This window comes from Alicyclobacillus mali NBRC 102425 (genome assembly GCF_001570745.1).
Lineage (GTDB): Bacteria > Bacillota > Bacilli > Alicyclobacillales > Alicyclobacillaceae > Alicyclobacillus > Alicyclobacillus mali.
Map to the genome: position 1 here is coordinate 1 of NZ_BCSG01000023.1, position 20,874 is coordinate 20,874.

At 59.4% G+C, this 20,874-nt stretch carries 21 protein-coding genes; 5 read left to right on the forward strand and 16 right to left on the reverse strand.

Features of this window, described 5'->3' with window-relative positions:
* Positions 1–112: 112 nt before the first annotated feature.
* The 7 genes from AMA01_RS14275 to AMA01_RS08995 all read right to left on the reverse strand — a co-directional run bounded on the left by AMA01_RS14275 (position 113) and on the right by AMA01_RS08995 (position 8,284).
* Positions 113–661 (reverse strand): amidohydrolase family protein, encoded by a 549-nt coding sequence (locus AMA01_RS14275; RefSeq protein ID WP_082744095.1) that lies wholly within the window; start codon positions 659–661, stop codon positions 113–115.
* 30 nt (positions 662–691) lie between these two features.
* Entirely contained in the window at positions 692–1,708 is a 1,017-nt protein-coding gene (locus AMA01_RS14280; protein WP_082744097.1) for a zinc-binding alcohol dehydrogenase family protein, read from the reverse strand.
* On the reverse strand, positions 1,708–2,643 hold the full coding sequence (locus AMA01_RS13605) for an aldo/keto reductase (protein WP_082744110.1): 936 nt from the start codon (positions 2,641–2,643) through the stop codon (positions 1,708–1,710). The genes AMA01_RS14280 and AMA01_RS13605 overlap by 1 nt, the downstream gene beginning before the upstream one ends.
* Before the next feature lie 61 nt (positions 2,644–2,704).
* The gene (locus AMA01_RS08980) at positions 2,705–4,747 is read right to left on the reverse strand and encodes a bifunctional aldolase/short-chain dehydrogenase (RefSeq protein ID WP_231862896.1); all 2,043 of its coding nucleotides are present in this window, start codon (positions 4,745–4,747) and stop codon (positions 2,705–2,707) included.
* Positions 4,748–4,764: 17 nt separating this feature from the next.
* Positions 4,765–6,237 (reverse strand): rhamnulokinase, encoded by a 1,473-nt coding sequence (locus AMA01_RS08985; RefSeq protein WP_067850164.1) that lies wholly within the window; start codon positions 6,235–6,237, stop codon positions 4,765–4,767.
* Between the two features lie 242 nt (positions 6,238–6,479).
* Positions 6,480–6,974, reverse strand: a complete 495-nt coding sequence (gene dps / locus AMA01_RS08990; RefSeq protein WP_067850166.1) for a DNA starvation/stationary phase protection protein Dps — start codon at positions 6,972–6,974, stop codon at positions 6,480–6,482.
* Positions 6,975–7,045: 71 nt separating this feature from the next.
* Positions 7,046–8,284, reverse strand: coding sequence for a cation:proton antiporter (locus AMA01_RS08995; protein WP_067850168.1), 1,239 nt, complete (start codon positions 8,282–8,284; stop codon positions 7,046–7,048).
* A 158-nt stretch (positions 8,285–8,442) separates the two neighbouring features.
* Here AMA01_RS08995 and AMA01_RS09000 point away from each other — a divergent pair, with 158 nt between their 5' ends.
* Positions 8,443–9,417 carry an AEC family transporter gene (locus tag AMA01_RS09000; protein ID WP_231862897.1) on the forward strand — a complete coding sequence of 325 codons (975 nt, stop codon included), beginning with the start codon at positions 8,443–8,445 and terminating at the stop codon, positions 9,415–9,417.
* Positions 9,418–9,444: 27 nt separating this feature from the next.
* Here AMA01_RS09000 and AMA01_RS09005 read toward each other — a convergent pair whose 3' ends face one another.
* The 4 genes from AMA01_RS09005 to AMA01_RS09020 are packed head-to-tail and all read right to left on the reverse strand — an operon-like array spanning position 9,445 to position 12,804.
* Complete coding sequence (locus tag AMA01_RS09005; protein WP_067850172.1) at positions 9,445–10,689, reverse strand: hypothetical protein; 1,245 nt, start codon at positions 10,687–10,689, stop codon at positions 9,445–9,447.
* Positions 10,679–11,281 carry an ATP-binding cassette domain-containing protein gene (locus tag AMA01_RS09010; protein WP_067850174.1) on the reverse strand — a complete coding sequence of 201 codons (603 nt, stop codon included), beginning with the start codon at positions 11,279–11,281 and terminating at the stop codon, positions 10,679–10,681. Before AMA01_RS09010 ends, AMA01_RS09005 begins: the two co-directional genes overlap by 11 nt.
* Positions 11,278–12,237, reverse strand: coding sequence for a hypothetical protein (locus AMA01_RS09015; protein ID WP_067850176.1), 960 nt, complete (start codon positions 12,235–12,237; stop codon positions 11,278–11,280). Before AMA01_RS09015 ends, AMA01_RS09010 begins: the two co-directional genes overlap by 4 nt.
* Before the next feature lie 3 nt (positions 12,238–12,240).
* The gene (locus tag AMA01_RS09020; protein WP_067850178.1) at positions 12,241–12,804 is read right to left on the reverse strand and encodes a hypothetical protein; all 564 of its coding nucleotides are present in this window, start codon (positions 12,802–12,804) and stop codon (positions 12,241–12,243) included.
* A gap of 184 nt (positions 12,805–12,988) precedes the next feature.
* Here AMA01_RS09020 and AMA01_RS09025 point away from each other — a divergent pair, with 184 nt between their 5' ends.
* A complete protein-coding gene (locus AMA01_RS09025) occupies positions 12,989–13,672 on the forward strand; it encodes a winged helix-turn-helix domain-containing protein (protein WP_067850180.1) in 684 nt (227 codons plus the stop codon).
* A 254-nt stretch (positions 13,673–13,926) separates the two neighbouring features.
* On the opposite strand, the gene AMA01_RS09030 is transcribed toward AMA01_RS09025, so the two are convergent.
* Positions 13,927–14,157 (reverse strand): DUF2785 domain-containing protein, encoded by a 231-nt coding sequence (locus AMA01_RS09030; protein ID WP_067850181.1) that lies wholly within the window; start codon positions 14,155–14,157, stop codon positions 13,927–13,929.
* Positions 14,158–14,634: 477 nt separating this feature from the next.
* Here AMA01_RS09030 and AMA01_RS09035 point away from each other — a divergent pair, with 477 nt between their 5' ends.
* Genes AMA01_RS09035 through AMA01_RS14075 form a run of 3 tightly spaced genes read left to right on the forward strand, consistent with a single transcriptional unit; the run spans position 14,635 to position 16,079 of the window.
* Positions 14,635–15,090 (forward strand): hypothetical protein, encoded by a 456-nt coding sequence (locus tag AMA01_RS09035; protein ID WP_067850183.1) that lies wholly within the window; start codon positions 14,635–14,637, stop codon positions 15,088–15,090.
* A 30-nt stretch (positions 15,091–15,120) separates the two neighbouring features.
* A complete protein-coding gene (locus AMA01_RS14070; protein WP_231862898.1) occupies positions 15,121–15,585 on the forward strand; it encodes an alpha/beta hydrolase family protein in 465 nt (154 codons plus the stop codon).
* Positions 15,585–16,079 (forward strand): hypothetical protein, encoded by a 495-nt coding sequence (locus tag AMA01_RS14075; RefSeq protein ID WP_231862899.1) that lies wholly within the window; start codon positions 15,585–15,587, stop codon positions 16,077–16,079. The genes AMA01_RS14070 and AMA01_RS14075 overlap by 1 nt, the downstream gene beginning before the upstream one ends.
* 78 nt (positions 16,080–16,157) lie before the next feature.
* Here AMA01_RS14075 and rlmD read toward each other — a convergent pair whose 3' ends face one another.
* The 4 genes from rlmD to gatC are packed head-to-tail and all read right to left on the reverse strand — an operon-like array spanning position 16,158 to position 20,706.
* Positions 16,158–17,507 carry a 23S rRNA (uracil(1939)-C(5))-methyltransferase RlmD gene (gene rlmD, locus AMA01_RS09045; RefSeq protein WP_067850185.1) on the reverse strand — a complete coding sequence of 450 codons (1,350 nt, stop codon included), beginning with the start codon at positions 17,505–17,507 and terminating at the stop codon, positions 16,158–16,160.
* Positions 17,508–17,522: 15 nt separating this feature from the next.
* The gene (gene gatB / locus AMA01_RS09050) at positions 17,523–18,956 is read right to left on the reverse strand and encodes an Asp-tRNA(Asn)/Glu-tRNA(Gln) amidotransferase subunit GatB (protein ID WP_067850187.1); all 1,434 of its coding nucleotides are present in this window, start codon (positions 18,954–18,956) and stop codon (positions 17,523–17,525) included.
* Positions 18,953–20,407, reverse strand: coding sequence for an Asp-tRNA(Asn)/Glu-tRNA(Gln) amidotransferase subunit GatA (gene gatA, locus AMA01_RS09055; RefSeq protein WP_067850189.1), 1,455 nt, complete (start codon positions 20,405–20,407; stop codon positions 18,953–18,955). The genes gatB and gatA overlap by 4 nt, the downstream gene beginning before the upstream one ends.
* A complete protein-coding gene (gene gatC, locus AMA01_RS09060) occupies positions 20,404–20,706 on the reverse strand; it encodes an Asp-tRNA(Asn)/Glu-tRNA(Gln) amidotransferase subunit GatC (protein ID WP_012810093.1) in 303 nt (100 codons plus the stop codon). The genes gatA and gatC overlap by 4 nt, the downstream gene beginning before the upstream one ends.
* Positions 20,707–20,874 lie beyond the last annotated feature (168 nt).

Consider the following 20,874-nt stretch of genomic DNA (forward strand, 5'->3'; position numbering starts at 1 on the left):
TCTGATGAAAATTAAGATCAGGCGCATAGTACCCATAGGTCTTTTTTGCTTCAGTGACCATCCCTGATATCTTTACGTATACATTCTCATTGGAAGCTATTACTTTGATATACTATGCCCAACGCGCAAAGTCCCTCGGTTGCATCGTGGGTTTTCCCATATGGTCAAGAATGATTCTAAGATTCGGAAATCGATCGATTACGTCTAACAGGAAGCTCAATTGGTCACAGCGAACCAAGATGTCTATCGGAATGTTTTCTAGTGAGGAATACATAAGTAATTCTTTACTCGTTCCCTCTAATAAACTGTACGTATTTTCTGTATATTCCACCATCAACCGATATCCGCGCCATTTAGGTATTCTTCGATATGCCTCGATCCTTGTCAGCCACTGTCCATCGTACGGATCTATCCACCCAACGACACCTAGAATGGTGGAATCCGACGCTGCAAGGTCGATAAGAAAGTTAGTCTCTTCATACGTAGCAGCCGCTTGGACTGCTATACTTCCATAAAAGTTATGCCTGAGTAGAGTTGGTACTAGATCTCCAGGGAGGTAGTCCCTTCGAATCGAACTCATATCATGTGTCATCCAATCGTAGTCCCCTCGTGAAATACGCCAATAATGCTGATGTGCGTCTATGCGTTTCAGTTCTGGCACCTTATTTACCCCCTAGTTTAAAATGGTCATTCATACTTCAAATACGCATTTTACCGCGTTCTGCATCGACAGTTCCCACTCTGTCCATACGTGTTTGATGTCGACTAGCATAGCTCTATGTGTGATGTATCCATCCACTACAATTTTCTTGTTCCGCATGAGCTCGATGACATAATGAAAGTCGTCACGTAAGGCGTTTCGACACGACAATAAGGTGAGTTCTCTCTTATGAATCTCAGGATGCGGATAACACAACGAACCTTGTGCAATTCCAACCAAGGCCAAACACCCACCGTGGCCCACATACTGCAAAGCAGACTCCATGGACTGTTTATTTCCCGTCGCGTCGAAGACAATCTCCATCATGTTGCCTGCTGTCAACTCACGTACCACTTGCAACGACGTATCACTCGGGATTACATTAATCTGGTCTGACCCACCCCACTGCGCAGCTGCTTCTAGACGGTCACGCCGGAGGTCAGTGATATATACATGTGCTCCACGGAATGCTGCGAGCCGAGCAACAGCAATTCCAATAGGGCCCGCCCCAATAACGAGAACGTGGTCCCCGCTCGATACGGATGCTCTGCGCACTGCATGTGCTGCGATACTGAGGGGCTCCACAATGACTACTTGATCGAGATCAAGCCCGTTACAACTCACCAATTGATCTTCTGGAACGGATATCAGGTCACTCATGCCTCCGTCGGACGTTACACCGATGACATCGAGAGCCCTGCAACAATTAGGCTTGCCTCGCAGGCAGGCCTTACATTTCCCACAAGACCTGTATGGAAATAGGCACACGACCTCGCCCGTAGAAAGCGAAGAAGCGCCTGAATCTACATCTTCAACAACGCCCGCCACCTCATGACCGAGGATTCGTGGGTACGTAACGAGCGGCTGTTCCCCGCGGTATGCGTGAAAATCTGTCCCACAAACGCCCACACGTTTTACGCGGACTAGCACCTCTCCTCTGCCACGCGAAATAGGCTCACAGTTCAACACACGAAACTGAAATGGGCGCTCACATTGCACCTTAAGCATTAACCCACATCCCTCCAATCTTCCTCATTTCCGCTACCCCAAGTAATACCTTCAACATCGCTGAAAAGGCCCTTCAACTCTCGTAACATCTCTTCATCCAGCGGCTCCTCAATCCACTTAATATTCTGCATAATCGTTTCCGGAGATGCTGCCCCAATCAGCGTCGTTGGAACGTCTTCATTACTCACAGAAAACTGAAGAGCTATCTTCGCGATACTTGTCCCGTGTCGTATGCAGTAGTCTGACCCAGTCTTACAAACCGTCCGCAGTCTCTTGTCAGCTGGATGCCAAGAGGGGGGGCCAACTTCAGTCAAGAGACCCATTCCTAGCGGAGATGCATTGACCAACCCTACTCCCTTGGCTTTTACCTTAGGAACTAGGTTTGAGAGACTGTTGTCAATAATGGTATAATGACAGTAAGAAAGCACAACTTCTATATCACTACTGTCTAATGTCCGTTCAAGAACACTAAGCGGATATCCAGACACCCCCACAAAGCGTACCTTTCCCTCATCCCTTAATCTGATTGCACACGGAATAGCTTCTTCAAAAATTTGTTTCGGATGTGCAAACTCTATGTCATGGAGATATAAAATGTCAACGAAATCTGTTCCGAGCCGACGTAGACTCTGTTCTACACTCCGCTTTAGATGCCCAGATGAAAAGTCAAAATGAGAATCAGTTATTCTCCCGGCCTTTGTAGACAGCAGATATCGATCGCGGGGTACTCCACGAAGCGCTTTACCCAATATTGCCTCGGCTCGGGTATTACCATAATAAGGCGCAACGTCTATATAATTTATTCCTCTGTCCAGCGCCGCGTGAACACAGTTAATGCATGAACTTTCCTCAACATCTCCAAACACTCCACCGAATGGCGATGCTCCGAGGCTTAGAATAGATACATCTAATGACAATAATTTTCTATATTTCATCCAGATCATCAAACCTCCGTTCCAAAGGTGGCTCTTTATGTCTACCAGAATAGAATGCGCCTCACCGCGGGAACGCGGCGGCGACGCCTCCGTCCACCGTGAGCATGCATCCGGTCGTTTTGGCCGATCTCGGCGAGCAGAAGAACAGGATGGCCTCCGCAATGTCCTCCGGTAGGATGTTCACGCCGAGGATGGTGCGCCTGCGGTAGTAGTCTTCAAGCTCCTCCGGCGCAATGCCGTACGCGCGTGCGCGCTCCTCACGCCAGGCCGAAGTCCAAATGTTCGATCCTTGGAGCACCGCATCCGGCATGACGATATTCACCCTAATGCCGTGAGGCCCGCCTTCGACAGCCAGACACCGGGCGAGGTGATTCTCCATCGCCTTCGCGGCGCTGTACGCCGATGCGTCCTTCCCTGCGTAAACCGCGTTTTTGGACGTCACAAACACCATCGCGCCGCCGCGCCCCTGCTCCACCATCACGCGGAACGCCTCTCGCGACGTCAGAAAGTAACCCGTCCCGAGCACTGCGACGTTCTTGTTCCACTCCGCGAGCGACGTCTCGGTCACGGGTGCTGAACTCGCGAGGCCCGCGTTGGAGATGACGAGATCGATCCCGCCATAGGCCAGGATGGCCTCCTCGATGGAGCGAGCGACCGCCTCCTCCTGCGTGACGTCTAGCGCCACGCCGATGGCTGCGCCGGGGCCGTGCTGGGCGTTCAACTCATCCGCGAGGCTCTGCGCGGCATCCGCGGCGAGATCGGCGATCACGACGTGCGCCCCTTCTTCCGCCAGACGGCGGGCGGTCGCACTGCCAATGCCGCCGGCCCCGCCCGTGATGTACGCAACCTTCCGCGACAATTCCTTCTCTGGCGGAGCAAGCGTGAGTTTGTAGAGCTCGAGCGGCCAATACTCGACGTCGAAGGACTCCTTCTCGTCGAGCGACACAAACTCGCCGATGGCCGTCGCACCGCGCATGACCTCAATGGCTCTGCGGTACAGATCGAGCGCGATGTTCGCCATCTTCTTGTTCTTGCCTGTGCCAATCGCACCGAGCCCCGGGATGAGGATGATGCGTGGAAACGGATCGTGCATGGGCACGTCGAGATCGACGTTCCGTTCGTAATAGGCCGCATAGTCGTCCCGATAGGCTGTAAGCCCCGCCCCCAGTTTTTCTTTCAGCGCGTCGACGCCTTCGGAAGGGGACCAATCCACAAACAACGGCCGACGCTTTGTATGAACGAGGTGATCCGGACAGGCCGCACCGACCTGCGAAAGCGACGGCGCATCGTGGCTGCCCGCGAACTCGACAAATTCGGAGCTGTCATCATAGGAAAGAATGGCGCCTTGCCGCTTGCTCACGATGCCTCGGACAAAGGGCAGGATCTGCACGGCGATGCGCCGCCGTTCTTCCTGCGGCAGCGCGGGATGTTTCACACCGCCGAAGGCCACGCGCCCCCGCTGTTTCGCCTTCAGATACTCCGACGCCTCATCAATGATGCGCATGGTGTTGGCGTAGCAGGCTTCGGACGTTTCGCCCCAGGTGATGAGGCCATGCTTCTCCATCAGCACGCACTCGCAATGGGGATTCGCCCGCACGGCCTCCGCGACGAGCTTGGACAGCGCGAATCCCGGCCGCAGGTACGGGACCCACACGGCGCGATCGCCGAAGATCTCCTTGGCCACCTCGCGCCCGTTGGTGCTCGTGCAGATGGCGATGATGCTATCCGGGTGCGTGTGATCCACGTGCGCGTGCGGGATGAAGGCGTGAAGCAGAGTCTCGATGGACGATCGCGGATGCTTGGCCTCCACCATACAGTGGGCGAGGTAGTCGACCATCTCCTCGTCCGTCATCGCGTCGCGCTCCATAAGCGGCAGCACTTCGTCAAGCCGAAGCGCGGTGAAGCTCTTCTCCGTCGCCTCGGCGAGGTCGGAACCGCTGCCTTTCACCCACATGACGCGGATTTCGCGGCCCATGTGATCGAGCATGGTGGTCTTGGCGGACGTGTTTCCCCCACCCCAATTGCATACGCTGCGATCCGCGCCGAGGCGGCGAGATCGATCGACCAGCTCCTGAAGAGCGGTTGCTTCTTGTGTGACGATCACGGCAATTTCCTCCTTGATCACGAGTTCGCAAGGGTCGGACGGTGGATCAGTCGCTCGCGAAAACGAGCGTACGCGTCTTCCCACGAAGCCGTATTCGCCGGCTCGTACGTGCGAAGCGCGACGGAAGACCGCAAGAGTGCTCTGGCTTCTTCCAAATTCGATATCTCGCCGAGACCGACAAGCTGCATCAGCGCGTTTCCCCACGCGCTCGCCTCCGAGGGGCCAGCGAGCACCGGAAGACCTAAGCAGTCCGCTGTCCACTGGGAGAGAAGCGCGTTTTGCGAGCCACCGCCGACAACGTGGACGGCGTCGTAGTGGAATCCTGTGAGAGCTTTCACTTCCTCCACCACGACGCGGTACTTGAGCGCCAGCGACTCGAGGACCGCTCGAACCATTTCGCCTCGGTCTTCCGGCGGATGGCCACCCCATTCCTTCACCGCCTGTTGGATGGCCTCCGTCATCGATGGCGGATGGAGAAATCGAGGGTGGTCGGGATCGAAAAGATGAGCAAACGGTTGGGCACGCTGGGCTTCCTGCAACATCTGGAACAGCGATACCGGCTCGCCCCTTGTCGCCCATTCGCGCTCGAGCTCCTGGAGAAGCCACAGGCCCATGACGTTCTTGAGCAAGCGGTAGTTGCCCACGCCGCCCTCGTTCGAAAAGTTCCACCGCAGCGCCTCATCCGACGTGATGGGCTCTGGCACCACGGTTCCGACGAGCGACCAGGTTCCTGAGCTGATGTAAAGGTACGGTTGGCCCATCGCCGGGACGGCGACGACCGCGGAGGCCGTGTCGTGGGAGGCGACGTGCACCACCTGTGGCGGTCCAACCTCCACAAGATGGCGAGCCGGGCCGAGTAAAGTGCCGGGGCTCCGGATTTCCGGGAAGAGACTCGCGGGTAATCCTAGCCGCTCCAAGACCTCGGTGGCCCATCCCTTCGTGCGCACCGACACAAGCTGGGTCGTAGTGGCGTTTGTCCACTCCGCGTGCGCGACGCCCGTCAACATGAAATTCAAGAGATCAGGCAGAAGCAGAAGCAAACGGCTCCTCGACAAAAGCGGTTCGTTCTCTTGTTGCAGCGCAATCAATTGATAGATGGAGTTAAAGGGAAGAAATTGAATGCCCGTCTCGCGAAACAGGTCCTCGAGCGAGATACGCTGCATTGCGCGGCGGACGCCGACCTCGTGAGCGCCGTCCCGGTAGTGACGCGGTGGCTGAACGAGCCGTCCTACTTCGTCAATCAGGCCGAAGTCCACGGCCCACGAGTCAATCCCCACCGACGCGAGCGGATGCACACCAGCGATGTACCGGAGCCCTGTTTCGATGGCACGATACAGAGTGTCGACGTCGACGACCAGGTGACCGTCGCGCTTGACGGGGCGAGTCGAAAATCGGTGGCGTTCCTCCAGTTCAAGTCGCGATCCGTCGAACAGCCCGTGCATGACGCGACCGCTGGATGCGCCGAGATCGACCGCAGCGACATGAAGCACTCGACTCACCCCCGCACACACATGAAAGGGTTATCACAAGACTGATTATACACGAAAAAATCTGTTTTGTGTTGTTTTATTTTTGTTTTTGACCGAAAAAATAAGCATCGTCAGAGATGAACACGAGTGCGGATTCTCGACAACACGGGCGACAAGAGGCCAGCTCACGGCGGGCCGGCACGAATTCGTGCCCAACGACGCGAAAAAGCCCCGCCGCAGGGGCGGGGCCATCATGCCTAGGGTCAGTGTTCGATGTGCGCTTCCAAAAACCACAGGTCCTGATCCAACTGCCTCGAGACCTCGGTGAACAAGTCTGCGGTGTCCGAATCGTGCTCCTCCGACTCCTCGATGAACTTGCGCGCCTCGTTGGCGACGACGGCCCAGCGATCCGCCAGCGCCTTGAGCACTTCGACGTCCTTCGTGACGGACAGGTCCCATTTCGGAAGCTTCGTCTGCGCCGCGAGGTCCTGAATCGGCAGCCCCGCCACGCCGCCGAGCGCCGTCGCCCGCTCCGCCACATCGTCAATGGCCTCGACCAGGTGAGCGGCGAGCGTGTCGAGCATCTCGTGATACGACAAAAAGTGAGGACCGCGGACATTCCAATGCGCGAGCTTCGTCTGGTTCCAAAGATCCGTGAGATGCACGACATGCGTGTTGAGGAGCTCAATCATCCGCCTTTTGACGTCGTCAGCGAGATCGATGCGCGTGCGCTTCAACTGGGAGACGTTCGTAGCCATAGGACACCTCCATTGGAATAGGCTTGTGTCCAGTATACCCCAACTCGTCCCACAACCCAAGGTTTCCTTATTCATGCCTCGATGAGGCGTAACCATCGCGCCACAAGGGGCGTGGTACTCGCCTGGACCAACAACGTGATCAGCACGGCCGTCGCTGCCACCTGTGTGAAGACCTGCGCACCCGGGATCCGCGCGCCCTGCACCAGACCAGCGAGCGCAATGGCGATGGTCCCCGTCTCGCGCACCCAGAAGAAAAAGGCGATTTCGCGCCAGCTCCACTTCGCCTGCCGATCCGGCAAGAGACTCGCCAGCACCGTCAACGGGCGCGCCACAAGCATAAACACGGCGACCACGATGAGCGCGACCCCCACGTGTTGCGCCAACAACCGCAGGCTTAACTGGCTGCCGAGCGAGATGAAGATCAGCATGCGAAACTGCAGCGACATTCCGTCCACAAATCCCTCGAGCAGCGCGCGCGCCGGCTCTTCCACCCTTGGCCATCGCTTCGGCGCATGAACGAGAGCCATACCGGCCACAAAGCTCGCCATGAAGCCACTGGCGCCGAGTTGGGCGGCGCTGGCATAGCTGCCAAGCGCCGCGAGCACAAGATACAGCGAACGCCCCCCCGGTGTCGGAGGCGCGTACCGGCTGATGAGCCATGCAGCAGCAAGCCCAAACGCAGCGCCAATCACGGCTCCCCCCAGGGCGAGCCGCGCGATTTGCCCGACGAGATCGCCTGCACTCACGTGCGTATCAGCGCTGGCGGCCATCACCCGAGTCAACACCAGCGCCGTCAACATGGCGCCCGTGGCGTCCGTGAAGGCGGACTCGGCGATCACGGCCTGCGCCACCCGCGCGCGGATGGACAGGCGCTGAAAGATGGGCACGAGCGAGGCGGGATCCGTCGAGGCGAGCAGCGAGCCCAAGAGGAGCGCCGACAGCATGGGAAGCCCCAGAGCCACATGTGCGGCGACGCCGACGACCGCGGCCGTGATCGCCAGGCCGAGCGTGGCGAGAAGGAGCACGGACAGCCAGATGCGGCGCAGGACCTGAAACCGCATTTCGAGCCCGCCCTGAAACACAATCCAAGCTGCGCCGAGCGAGAGGACGGCGTCGTGAAACGCCCCGCCTTCGGGGATGCGCAGCACGTCGAGGGCCGAGGGCCCGAGCAGGAAGCCTACGAGGACGTGCAGCACGATGTCGGGCAGGCGCAACCGCTCGGCCAACCGCGAGGCGAGAGCGCCGGACGCGAGCATGACAAAAAGCGCGAAGAGGTACGATTCCGCAACCTGCAGAGGATTCGACGCCATCGAGCACCTCCAAAACGCGAAAAGGAGCCTGTCGTTTGACAGACTCCACCTGTGTTCTCGCGAAATTCAGTTCGGACTCGCCAAGCGTGTCGGCGACGGTCCACTTCCTTTATACAGGAAAGAGGCGGCCTCGTCAACGGCTGAGCAGGAGAATTCCGGTGACGAAGAGAAAGAGTGACGTGGACGAAGCTTCGTGGTTGAGATCACCGAGATATGGGGTCTGTGAAATGAGCTTCTTGCACCTTCTGTGGACCATCACGGTGCCGATTGTGGTGGTCTGCGCCGCAGGCGCGATTGTGGCGCGATACCAGGATGTCGAGACGAGATCGCTCTCCACCGTCGCCTTGTACCTGTTGGCGCCGGCGCTCATCCTGTCGGCGCTGCCCACGGCCAACCTGCGTGGCGATCACGTCGTGCAAATTGTGGCGTTCACCGCAGCGATGACGGCGTTTTGCTGGTTGGCGGCGTGGATGGCGGGCCGCCTGTTTCGGCTGGATCATCCGACCTCGCGCGCACTGATGCTGACGACCATCTTCAGCAACTCAAACAACTACGGGCTGCCCGTGCTGCTTTTGGCGTTCGGCACGCAGGGGTTCGCGCTCGGGACGCTCTACGTCATCCTTCAAATTCTCCTCGTGAACACCCTCGGCGTGTCCATCGCGGCGAGTGGGCGCGCCGAAGGCAGCGGCTTCAAGGCGCTGTATCGGTCACCGCTGCTTTACGCGAGCGCGCTGGGTCTTGCGTTGTCGCTGGTTCACCACGCCCTTCCGGGCGGCCTAGGCACGGCGGCCAAGCTGCTGGGAGACGCATACGCGGCCGTCGTGTTGCTCATTCTGGGCGTGCAGCTCGGGCGAACGCGCTGGTCTGCGGCCTTGCAGAGGGACGTATGGCTTGGCGTCGCGCTGCGCGTCGTCATAGTGCCAATCGCGGCGAAAGGGTTGCTCATGGCGCTCGGCATCCGGGGCCTGCTCGCGTCCGTCTTGTTCGTCGAGGCGAGCATGCCGGCCGCCGTCAACACGGTCGCGCTCGCGAGCCGCTTCGGCATGGCGGAGGAATGGACGTCGATGGTGGTGGCGGTGACGACCGCCCTTAGCTTCGTGTATCTGCCCGTCGTGATCGCGCTCAGCCACTGAGTTGGCGATTCACCAGGAGGACTGTGTTCACTCCATCTCGTTGGAGAGTCGGAGTAAATGCGGGAGCTGGAGCGCGGCGGTTTTTCGTGCAGCTCGCGCAAGTACCATCGACAGGAGACCTACGCAAGCGGTGGAGACAGAAGCCAGCACAGCACAGGCATACCAAGGAAGGCGAAACATGAAGGTACCCGCGACCAGCGTATAAAGGGCCATACTTCCCGCACACGTAAGAAACATTCCTCGAAACTTCATGTGATAAATCCGAGCCACTTCTTGAGCAGAGAAGCCAAAATGGCGAAGGATCCCGAGGTCCTTTCGGGAACGGCGTAGATCGCTGCGAAAGGCAAGCCATGGGCCAAGGTACGTAGCCACGACCGTCACTAGGATGAAGCCGAAGGCCATTCGAGCCGCGGTGCGCCAAGTGGACGAGAGTTGCTGAAACGCCCCCAGTGCGTACGCAACGTTGTAATGGTGCGCTGTGAGAATGCGCGCCACTTGGTCGACATCCGTCAAATGAGGTATATACACCGCGACGGATGCAACGGGCTCAATCCCGAAATCCTGGCCTCGCTCAAGTGCGCGGATCACGCCCGCAAAAGGCTGGCCGAACGCGCGTTCCAAAATGTTGCGGTACGTGTCATACGACACAAATAGTGGGCGACCGTTGGGACTGTCCGCATTCCATGCGGAAGACAGCGTCATGAGCGGAGCATGCCTCGAAATCGGTTCGACCCGTGAAAGGGCCATGGGAATACGCTGATCGCTTTCATAGCCGCCCTGCGTTTGACGCACGACGGGAACGTAGAGAATCAGGCGAGAAGCCGTAGACGACGTGGTATACGCGGTGTCATCGCGCACCTGCGCAAGGCCAAGGAGCGATGCGGCACCCGGATCCACAGATTCCACCCAATCTGCGCGCCCTTCGGAATCGGTGATGCCGAAATTGATTTGATAGACATTCCAGGCCCGGGCACCCGCGTCGGACAGCGATTGATCGAGGATTTGTTGAATACGCTGCCGATCTTGCCACTGGACGTGACGCGGGAGCTCCTGCTCGCCTAAGGATCTGGAGTTTACAAGGATCACGTGAACGGCGGTGTTCGTCACAAATTGGCGTTTAGCATCCTGAACGACGCGCCATGCAAATAAACCCATTGTCGATAGCGTGAGGGCGGCGACGAACAAGGTTGCGGCGGCAAGTCGAAACTGGATCGGCGCTTTGGCTCGCATCATTCGAGCCGCGCTGCGCAAGATCTTGCCATCACTCCACATCAAGTACGCCTCCCCGCAGTTGCCACCGTACAGGCTCGAATTGCGACGGTATCGGCGCGTGACTACAGATGACCATCGTCTTGCCCGCACCTTCCCGCGCCAAGGTCTCCCAGACTTGCTCCGACGCCATCGCGTCGAGATTCGAGGTCGGTTCGTCCAACAAGAGTACATCGGAAGGCGGCAGCAGTGCGATAGCAAGTTGAAGTCGCCGTCGCTCTCCTCCCGAGAGCATACCGACCCGCGCACGGCAGTGGTTCGCGATTCCGAGGTCAGCCAAAAGTCGGTGCGCACGCTCCTCCCATCTCTCTTGCAGCCGCCTGGCGGCCGCTTTGAGACGCATATGATGCCAAACCGTCAAAGTGGAAAACAGAAGAAAGTCTTGAGGAGCATACTCAAGGCGCAAGGTGTTCGACACTTGTACCGCCCCGGAGGTTGGGTGTTCGTAGCCAGCCAAAATTTGCAGAAGTGTCGTCTTTCCGGAGCCACTCGGCCCCGCGATGGCATACACCCGCCCCGTCTCCAATGTGACCGTAATTCCGCTCAAGATTTCGCGACCGCCATAGCGCTTTCGGAGGTCTTGCAAGACGATCATCTGTGAATCGCTCCGCTCTTGCCTGATTCACTCCAAAAAACGGTCTCGATGTGACCCTTACAGTCCAATCGAATGCCGTTTTGTATCCATTGAACCCCCTCAACGTCGATGGCACCGCCAATTCGCCGGCCGTCTCGCAGCTCATACACATCTGCCCGCGTGGTCAGCGCATTCTCATCTTCATCAAACTGGACGAGTATCCCGTTCGGTGTGACGAGATTGACTTCGCCCTCAGGAAATAAACGCGATCCATAAACCAAGCGATGACCTCTCACGGTGAGCAAGTCACCTTGACACGCAAGCAACGGCCCCTCAGCCCATCGCGTCGACACCAGAACGGGACGAGCATTGAGACGCGTCCCGTCTACGCGGTATAACCACACGCTTCGATCTGGTCGGATCACGGTATAGTAGAGATCCCTCCCTACCAGAGCGCCTTGCTCGATGGCGCCGTCCACGTATTCAAACGGAAGCAACGCTTTGGAATCGTCGTCCCAGCGCACAATGTGGCGCCACACTTCGGTACCATCGTCGCGATAATGAACCAAGAGAAAGAACGTCATCCGTCCGTTCGTCGCAAGTGGAAACACTGCCTCGTGTGCTTGATCCGGAAGCACATACAAGGTCTTCACCGTTCCGTTGGCCAACCGCACGATAGAAAAATGATTCGTCAGACTGTTGCCGATGGTGTACACGTCAGAGGGCGTCGAAAAATTGTAAACGAACTCGTTGGGCACGTTGGTCCAAGTCACGGCGGCTTTCTTCTTTTCGTCGTACAGCACGAACCGCTGATCCACCGGATCCTCAATCACGTGTTCGTCATCGTTCGATGGCTTTGGAATGACGACGGAATTCTCATAGGCAGGCTGAGACCCGCATCCCGTCGTGATGAGCAATGCTCCGCAAACGGCGAGCAAGACAGCCGCTCGCTCCTTCCATCTTCGGATGCGCTTCATCGATCACACTCCAGCGCTGATGGTGTAGGTCTTCGGATCACCGGCAAGTTTCACGCTGGCCGTGTTGACCGTCACAATCGATCCTTGCCGGTAATCGACCGCTGGACCGATGACCAGGTTGCCTCGGTAATCCGATTCCTTGGCTCCATTGTTGTTTGTCCAGTACTTCGACGGCGTTCTCACAGTTTGCCACGAAGACGAATACGAAGCACTTGCTGAATCACCAGAGACGCCCATCGAAATGGATGCGCCGTTTCTTAAGTCTGCTTGGCTATACCACTGCGTCCGAATCCATTCCACACTGCGTGGCCCGGCGTAAACCGCAGACACCTGCCAATCCCAGGTCAGCGCATTGCCTGTTTGAGCCACATAGGACGAGCGCCAGACGTTCGCAGTGAGGGTCCCTTCGGCTCCCGGAAGAGTCAGGGTCTGAGATGTATTGGTGTGTGGAACATAAGTCCCCTGTGGTTCGAGAGCGCTATTGTCATCAGCAGCCACAATTGGACACCCAGCGACTAGCCCTAATCCTGCCACGAAGCACAAGCCTGTCATCCGCTTGAGTTTCACCACTTCAACCTCCTAAATTTGCACAGAATCAAGTTTGATAGATGCTGAGGATAGTCTACGTGATCGACGCAAGGAAGTTCGCTAGCATTTTGCTAGCAATAGCAGTTCCGAACATGGGATATTGAACAAGAATGTGTAGACTTGAGAAGAAGCACCTTGCGTGGATGGTCAGGAGCGTGAACCCATGCGTATCATCCTGTGCACAGACGAACTGTGTCTCGCGCGCATGCTTTCCGTCGTATTGGAGGGATGTGATCTGCGGACGTGCAGGACGACCGAGCGCGTCATCGCGCTCGCTGCAGCATGTTCGGAAGACGTCTTCATTGATGGAGCACTGAAGTTGAATGATGGATTCTGGGAGATGTTAGAGTCTTCTCCGCGACACCGACTGCACTACGTTTTGGTTCGGTCGGCACTCACCGAGCGCGACTGGCAACGCGCCCGCGGTCTCGGCCTGTCTGGATTTTTGACCGACCCGCTCTCCGCGATTCGCACATTCATCGGCGGAGATGCGCAGACTTTTCTGAGGCGATTCAGCGTACCGGACGGCCTGCCCTCGCTTCCTCCTGTATCCGTCAATCTCGGACTTGGGGTCCACTACAAACAGAACGAACGCTGTTTGCTCATTGAACACCGCTTGGTGCCGCTTTCCGAGATGGAGGCAAAGTTACTGGATCTCCTCATAAGTCGCGAGGATGAAGTCGTGAGTCGCGACGAAATTGCTCAAGCTCTTTGGCAAGGGCACGTAAATCCGAAGGGTATCGCCAAACTCGTGTCACGCCTTCGCTGCAAACTAGGTCCCGCTGGGGCACTGGTACAGGGACTGCGCCAAGGGGGCTATGTCTATCGCCGTACGTCGGCACGGTAAAGCCAAGGGTCTGGCCCGTCCTCGCCATCCTCGTCCGTGTACTGGCTCTGGATGACAACCGCCTGTATCCGGAAACCAACGCATTTAAATCCCCTGCCCCCTCTCAGCTTGCATCGACACAGATCTCCGCGAGCCACGCATTAATAGCGCGCACCACGGCTCAGCCCCTTGTTCGCGGGCGACATACCCTCTCGTCGCATGCAGCAAATGCATACGGTTGGCGTTGTTGGCGTGCTGTACCGTGATTTGTGGCGTCACGCGATCGGCCGAACAAAGCGAGCCATCCAAGGATCCCACAAGGCGGCGGCGTGAGCGGTAGTGTGCGCCCAGCTCTTTCCAGGCACGAAGCCGCGCCGATCGCGCTCTACGGCAGCGTACCGCAAAATGCGCGCCATTGCGCCGTGGACGAGATCGACATCGAGCAAGCTCGCGCAAAAGAGCATCTTCGGCATGCACAAGTTCCCGCACGGGGGCAGACGGAACATCACGGGAAACCTCCAGGTCGCCCAATTCGCACGAGCTGTCGTTCACGTATTCCGTCGCCCATGGAATGCGTTTGAAAATCTTCAGTATCTCCACTCACCTCAATGCCCAGGCGGTGAGGTGCGTTGACTGCTCTCAGCACGTCCATACCTCCGTGAAGTGCGATCCTTCTTCGACCCTGCGAACGTCGCGTCTCAATGGAAATTATCGGACGCCTCAGGTGACTCGATGCCGTCCATGTGATAGATTCATCGTAACGTATCACACTCGTTGTGACAGCGCGTGAGTTAACCCAGTGCAAGCCCTGATAGTAGATAGATGCAATACTGGAAACGAAAAGTCCTCTACTTACGTAGATTTCGTTTACAAAATGATAAGTTTAATCCTCTTGATCCTCTTTCTGAACAGGATTATCATCGCTCTATCGATTCATGGTGGTTGTTTTCCCTATCCTCGTCTAGGCAAGGAGCGAGTGATCGATGGAACAACAGTCCCAGTCCATTCTGACAGCGATTGAGGGGCTCCAGGGCCTGATCGCAGACCTGAGACAGGATATCGAGCGTCGGCTCGATGGCGTCGAGGGGCGACTCGATCGCGTCGAAACCCGCCTCTCAGCGGTTGAACATCAACTGGTGACGCAAGCTGAGACGTTGCGACGCCACACCGAGACGCTGGATGAGCACACGAATCTGCTCCGCGAACACGGGCGCCTGCTGGATGAGCAGTCCCTCACCTTGGCGCGCCATGAACATCATCTCACCCAATTGATTTCCATGGTGGCCGCCACCAACACGATGTACGCCGGGCTTCGTTCGGACGTGGTGGATGTGCGCGGCACGCAGGCGCAACATCATCGCATGCTCGAGACCTTGGCAGTGCGCGCACTGGAACACGATTCCGAACTTCTCCGGCTCCGCCGAGCTCGTTCCGTGTGACATGTGAACCGCGGCGAGGAGGACGGTCTCATGCTCGAGGAAGACGTGATTGTCGGTTCGGACACGGACCATCCGCTGCCGGGCCGCCTGTCTCTCCCGGACGGCGAAAAGTGCGACTTGCCCGCCGCGCTCTTGGTCCACGGCTCTGGGCCGAATGACCGGGACGAACGCGTCGGCAACAACGCGCCGTTTCGCGATCTCGCCGAGGGGTTGACGGCGCGCGGCATCGCCGTGCTTCGTTACGACAAGCGGACCTATGTCTACCGCAACCAGATGCGCCGCCTCCCCTACATCACCGTCCGGGAGGAGACCATCGAGGATGCCTTGCGCGCGGCGGCGCTCCTGCGCCACCACCCGCGCGTAGCGCCGAACCAGGTCTTTCTCATCGGCCACAGCCTGGGTGGCATGCTGGCGCCGCGGATCGACGCGGTGGGAGGGAATTTTCGGGAATCATCATCATGGCGGGATCGCCCCGGAGACTTGAGGAGATCATGATGGACCAAAATCTCGCGGTTCTCAACGGACTGCGCAATCGGTTTGTGAAGCGAATCGCCGAGCGCCAGATTGCGAAGTTGACGGCTGAATTTTCGCGTCTCTACGAACTCAGCGGCGAAAAGGCCAAGGCGACGAAACTCTTGGGCCGCCGCGTCTCAGCCTACTACTTCAAGGAGATGGGAGAACACCCGAGCGAGCGCTACCTGCAGGATTGGACGAAGCCCATTCTCATTCTGCAGGGCGACAAAGACTTCCACGTGTTGGTGGAGAGCGATTTCAACGGGTATCGCAAGTTGCTTGGCCAAAGACCAAACGCCACATTCAAGCTCTACGCGAACCTCAATCACCTTTTCATGCCGTCAGTCCACGGAGATATCCGAAAGGCGAAACAGGAGTATCGGGTGCCACAACACGTGCATCCGCAAGTCATCGAAGACATCGCCGATTGGATTCACTCGATTTGCGCAGAACCCGACGCCAGCCATCGGCCATGAGGACCGCCGCGCCGCAAGGCGGGGCCAATGGAGAACGCGCGGAAGAGAGCCCGCCACATGGGCGGACCGGTGGCATCGCTACCCCCGCCGCATGGTCACCACGCACTCCACGTGCGACGTCTGCGGGAACATGTCAAACGGCTGCATGTCCGTCACATAGAACCCGCGCGCGGCAAGGAGGCGAAGATCGCGCTCCAGCGTGGCGGGATTGCAGGAGACGTAGACGAGCCGCTCGACGTTCACCTCGGCCGCTGCCTCGATCGCGGCCCTGTCCACGCCCTTTCGCGGCGGGTCGAACACCAGCACATCGGCTCGGTTGCCAGCTTCCACGAAACGCGGCAGCCAGCGCTCGACGCGATCGACGACAAACTCCGCGTTCCGGACCTGGTTCAGCTTCGCGTTGGCGCGCGCGTCCTGGATGGCGTCCTCCACCTCTTCGACGCCCACCGCCCTGGCTGCGTGGCTCGCCAGAAGCAGGGTCATGGCGCCAATGCCGCAGTAGGCGTCGATCACGACGTCCGTCTCCCGGAGACCAGCAGCGCGCACCACGTGTTGGTACATGCGCTCCGCCATGTCGGCCTGAACCTGCAGGAACGACCGCGGCGACCACCGCACGCGCAGCCCGCAGAGGTTCTCCTCGAGGTGGTCCGCTCCCTTCATCACGTGAACGCTCGGTCCCCACACGGGCCCATGCGAGCGTGGCTGGACCGTGACGGCCACCTGCGCGACTCGCGGGGCGTGGAAGCGGCCGACGGATCGCTTGACAGACGGATCGTCCGTGGCCAGCGCGAACACCACCGCCATGTCGCCCGTTGCGCTCGACTGCCGCACGATGACGTGGTGCACAAACTGCGCCGTCGAGCCGAGCGACGTGAGAAACCAGCGAGCGCGGCGAAGGACATCGTCCATCGCCTCGGGAACGAGGAGGCACGTCTCCGTCACGGCCATGTCGTGGGAACCGAGCTCGAAGAAGCCCATCTCCACGCGCTGCGCGGCCGCGTTCCAGCGCACGGGCATTTGGACCTGATTCCGATAGCGGAACGGCGTGCGCGCGGTCTCGATAGGCCGGACCAGGCCAGTATCGAGACCCAGTCGCTCGGCCATCCGCCGTATCCGAGCCTCCTTCCACGCCGACTGCGCCGCATACGCCACGTGTTGCACCTGACAGCCGCCGCACCGCGTAAACACCGGGCACCTCGGCTGGACGCGGTCCGGCACGTTGTTCAGCCGGTCCAGCAGTCGTGCGCGGGCAAATCGCTTCTCTACCTGCTCAATTCGCACGCGCGCACGTTCGCCGGGTAACAAAAACGGGATGAACACCGTCATCCCGCGAATGTGAGCGACCCCGTCGCCGTCGTCGTTCTGCCGCAGAGCCTCGACCTCGTATTCCTCGCCCGCCGCAATTGGCGGCGATTGGGTGCTCGCCATCGAAACATCACTCCATCAGAGGCTCTTGATCTTCTCAATCAGCATCTCGTTCACCAGCGTCGGGTTGGCCTTGCCGCGCGTCGCCTTCATGACCTGGCCGACGAGCGCCGCCAACGCGCGCTCCTTGCCGCCCTTGTAGTCCGCCACCGACTTCGGATTGTTTGCCACGACCTCGTCGATGATGGGCTGTAGCTGGGCCGGATCGCTCACCTGCTCGAAGCCCTTCTCCTTGATGATCTCGGCCGCGCTCTTGCCGGTCTCCCACATCAGCTTGAACACTTCGCGCGCCTGCTTCGACGAAATCTTACCGCTCGCGATCTCGCCGATGAGCCCCGCCAGATGCTCAGGCGGAATGGGGCACTCCGCAAACGTCTTGCCCTCGCCGTTCAACGCGCCGGAGACGTCGCTCATCACCCAGTTCGAAGCCTGTTTCGCGTCGGCGCCAGCTGCGATCACGGCCTCGTAGTACGCGGCCATCTTCGGATCCGAGGTGAGCACGCCCGCGTCGTACGGGGGCAGGCCGAGCTCGTTCACATAGCGGCTGCGCTTCGCGGACGGCAACTCAGGCAGCGCGGCACGGATCCGCTCCAGCCACGCATCGTCGATGTCGAGATCGACCAAGTCCGGCTCGGGGAAGTAGCGGTAGTCGTGCGCCTCCTCCTTCGTGCGCATCGACACGGTCGTCTGGGTCGCCTCGTCGAAGCGGCGCGTCTCCTGGATGACGGGCTCGCCGCTCTCGTATCGCTCGCGCTGCCGCTCGACCTCGTACTCGAGCGCGCGCTGCACAAAGCGGAACGAGTTCATGTTTTTCAACTCGACCTTGTTGCCAAACGCCGTCTGGCCCACCGGGCGGAGGGAGATGTTGGCGTCGCAGCGGAGCGATCCCTCCTCCATCTTGCAGTCGGACACGTCGCAGTACTCCATGATGCTCTTGAGCGCCTCAAGGTACAACCGCGCCTCTTCCGGCGAGCGGATGTCCGGCTCCGACACAATCTCGATGAGCGGCACGCCCGTGCGGTTGTAGTCGACGAGCGTGTGCGATCCGTCCGCAGCGTGCATCGACTTGCCCGCATCCTCTTCCAGGTGCAGGCGCGTGATGCCGATGCGCTTCGTCTCCCCGTTCACCTCGATCTCGATGTACCCGTGTTCGCCGATGGGCTTGTCGTACTGCGAGATCTGATACCCCTTCGGAAGGTCCGGATAAAAGTAGTTTTTCCGGTCGAACTTCGACTTCTGGTTGATCTTGCAGTGGAGCGCGAGCGCCGCCTTGACCGCAAGCTCCAGCGCCCGCTCGTTCAACACCGGCAGTGTACCGGGGTGGCCGAGGCAGACCGGGCACACGTTCGTGTTGGGCTCCGACTTGCTGTCGTTGCGGCAGCCGCAGAAGATCTTGGTGTCCGTCTTCAGCTCGACGTGCACCTCGAGGCCGATGATCGTCTCGTAGTTCATTCCGCCACCCCCAGCACCGGTTTCGGCCACGCGAAGTCGCGCACCTGCTCGTACGCGTGCGCCACGCGCAGAATCGTCGCCTCGTCGAATGGCCTTCCGATGAGCTGCAGTCCCACGGGAAGTCCATCCGCAAAGCCGCACGGCACGCTCGCGCCCGGCAGCCCCGCGAGGTTGGCCGGGATGGTGTAGATGTCGTTCAAATACATCTGCAACGGGTTGTCCAGCTTCTCGCCGAGCTTGAACGCCGTCGTCGGCGCCGTCGGCATCACGATCACGTCGCACGCCTCAAACGCCCGTTCGTAGTCCTGGCGGATGAGCGTCCGCATCTGCTGCGCCCGCTTGTAGTACGCGTCGTAATACCCGGAGGACAGGGCGTAGGTCCCGATGATGATGCGGCGCTTGACCTCCATGCCAAAGCCCTCGCTGCGCGACCGCTCGTACATCTCGAGGAGGCTCGACGCTTCCGCGCGCCGCCCGTACCGCACGCCGTCGTAGCGAGCAAGGTTCGACGACGCCTCCGCGGGCGCGATGAGATAGTAGGTGGCCACCGCGTACTCCATGTGCGGCAGCTCAATCTCCACAATTTCAGCGCCCTCCGCCTCAAGCTGTTGAATGGCGCGATGAACCGCAGCCTTTACCCCCGGCTCAAGCCCCTCTTCCGGCAGGTGGCGCACGATGCCCACGCGCACGCCCTTGACGCCCCTGTCGATCCCGTCCGCGAAATTGGGCACCGGCTGGCGGCTCGAGGTGGAATCCAGCGGATCGTGGCCGCAGATGGCGTTCAGCACGAGCGCCGCATCCTCCGCCGTCCGCGTGAACGGGCCGATCTGGTCCAGCGAGGACGCGAATGCGATGAGCCCGTACCGGGAAACCCGCCCGTACGTGGGCTTCATGCCGAAGCAGCCTGTGAACGCCGCTGGCTGGCGAATGGAGCCGCCTGTATCGGACCCTAACGCGAATGGCACCAGGCCAGCCGCAACCGCAGCCGCCGATCCACCGCTCGATCCGCCCGGCACGCGATCCTCGCCGTAAGGGTTCGCGGTCTTCTGGAACGCGGACGTCTCCGTGGACGAACCCATCGCGAACTCGTCCATGTTCGTCTTGCCCACCATCACGGCCGCGGCCTGCTGCAGCTTGTCGATCACGGTCGCGTTGTAGGGCGGTATGTAATTCTCGAGGATGCGCGATGCGGCCGTGGTCCGCACGCCCCGCGTGACGATGTTGTCCTTGGCCGCATACGGAACGCCGCGAAGCGGCGCATTCTGATACATCTTGGCGCGATCGATCCGATCCGCCGCGGCGAGCGCCTGCTCCTCATCGACGAGGAGGAACGCCTTCAGGCGGCCATCCACCTCGCGGATCGCGCGGAGCGAATGCTCCACCCAGTCGCGCGCCCTGGTCTCGCCCGCCGAAATGGACCGGAGGATCTCCTTTACGGTCGGTGTCCTCATGCGCCTCCCCCTCCTTCCAAAACGGCAGGAACGCGCACCATGCCCTGATCCTGATCCGGCGCATTGCGGAGCGCTTCCTCTCTTGACAGACTTTCGCGTGGCACGTCCGAGCGCACCACGTTCACTTCGTGGAACGGGTGACTTGTCGGTTCCACGCCGTCCAACGAGACGCTCTGCAGTTTTGCGGCGTACTCGAGAATGTCGTTCAACTGGGGAACGAGTTGCGAGAGTTCCTGGGGATGAAGCCACAGCCGCGCAAGCTTCGCGACGTGACTCACCGTCTCATCGGTGATCTTCAATGAGCATCCTCCTTCTCCAGGGTGCCATTGGATGGTCATGAGGCTTGCCAGACGAAGTTCCTCTCGGGATTATAGCACAGGCCGGCCATGGATGCCGATTTTCCCCTGATGCGCGCGGATGCGCCCTGTTCAGTCATGTCCCTTCTCAGGATCTCATAGACATAGAGC

Coding starts and splice junctions, on each gene's coding strand:
- AMA01_RS14280 (WP_082744097.1), bottom strand. CDS start 1,708: ATGCTTAAGGTGCAATGTGAGCGCCCATTTCAGTTTCGTGTGTTGAAC.
- AMA01_RS13605 (WP_082744110.1), bottom strand. CDS start 2,643: ATGAAATATAGAAAATTATTGTCATTAGATGTATCTATTCTAAGCCTC.
- dps (WP_067850166.1), bottom strand. CDS start 6,974: ATGGCTACGAACGTCTCCCAGTTGAAGCGCACGCGCATCGATCTCGCT.
- AMA01_RS08995 (WP_067850168.1), bottom strand. CDS start 8,284: ATGGCGTCGAATCCTCTGCAGGTTGCGGAATCGTACCTCTTCGCGCTT.
- AMA01_RS09005 (WP_067850172.1), bottom strand. CDS start 10,689: ATGTGGAGTGATGGCAAGATCTTGCGCAGCGCGGCTCGAATGATGCGA.
- AMA01_RS09010 (WP_067850174.1), bottom strand. CDS start 11,281: ATGATCGTCTTGCAAGACCTCCGAAAGCGCTATGGCGGTCGCGAAATC.
- AMA01_RS09015 (WP_067850176.1), bottom strand. CDS start 12,237: ATGAAGCGCATCCGAAGATGGAAGGAGCGAGCGGCTGTCTTGCTCGCC.
- AMA01_RS09025 (WP_067850180.1), top strand. CDS start 12,989: ATGCGTATCATCCTGTGCACAGACGAACTGTGTCTCGCGCGCATGCTT.
- AMA01_RS09030 (WP_067850181.1), bottom strand. CDS start 14,157: ATGTTCCGTCTGCCCCCGTGCGGGAACTTGTGCATGCCGAAGATGCTC.
- AMA01_RS09035 (WP_067850183.1), top strand. CDS start 14,635: ATGGAACAACAGTCCCAGTCCATTCTGACAGCGATTGAGGGGCTCCAG.
- AMA01_RS14070 (WP_231862898.1), top strand. CDS start 15,121: ATGCTCGAGGAAGACGTGATTGTCGGTTCGGACACGGACCATCCGCTG.
- AMA01_RS14075 (WP_231862899.1), top strand. CDS start 15,585: ATGGACCAAAATCTCGCGGTTCTCAACGGACTGCGCAATCGGTTTGTG.
- rlmD (WP_067850185.1), bottom strand. CDS start 17,507: ATGGCGAGCACCCAATCGCCGCCAATTGCGGCGGGCGAGGAATACGAG.
- gatB (WP_067850187.1), bottom strand. CDS start 18,956: ATGAACTACGAGACGATCATCGGCCTCGAGGTGCACGTCGAGCTGAAG.
- gatA (WP_067850189.1), bottom strand. CDS start 20,407: ATGAGGACACCGACCGTAAAGGAGATCCTCCGGTCCATTTCGGCGGGC.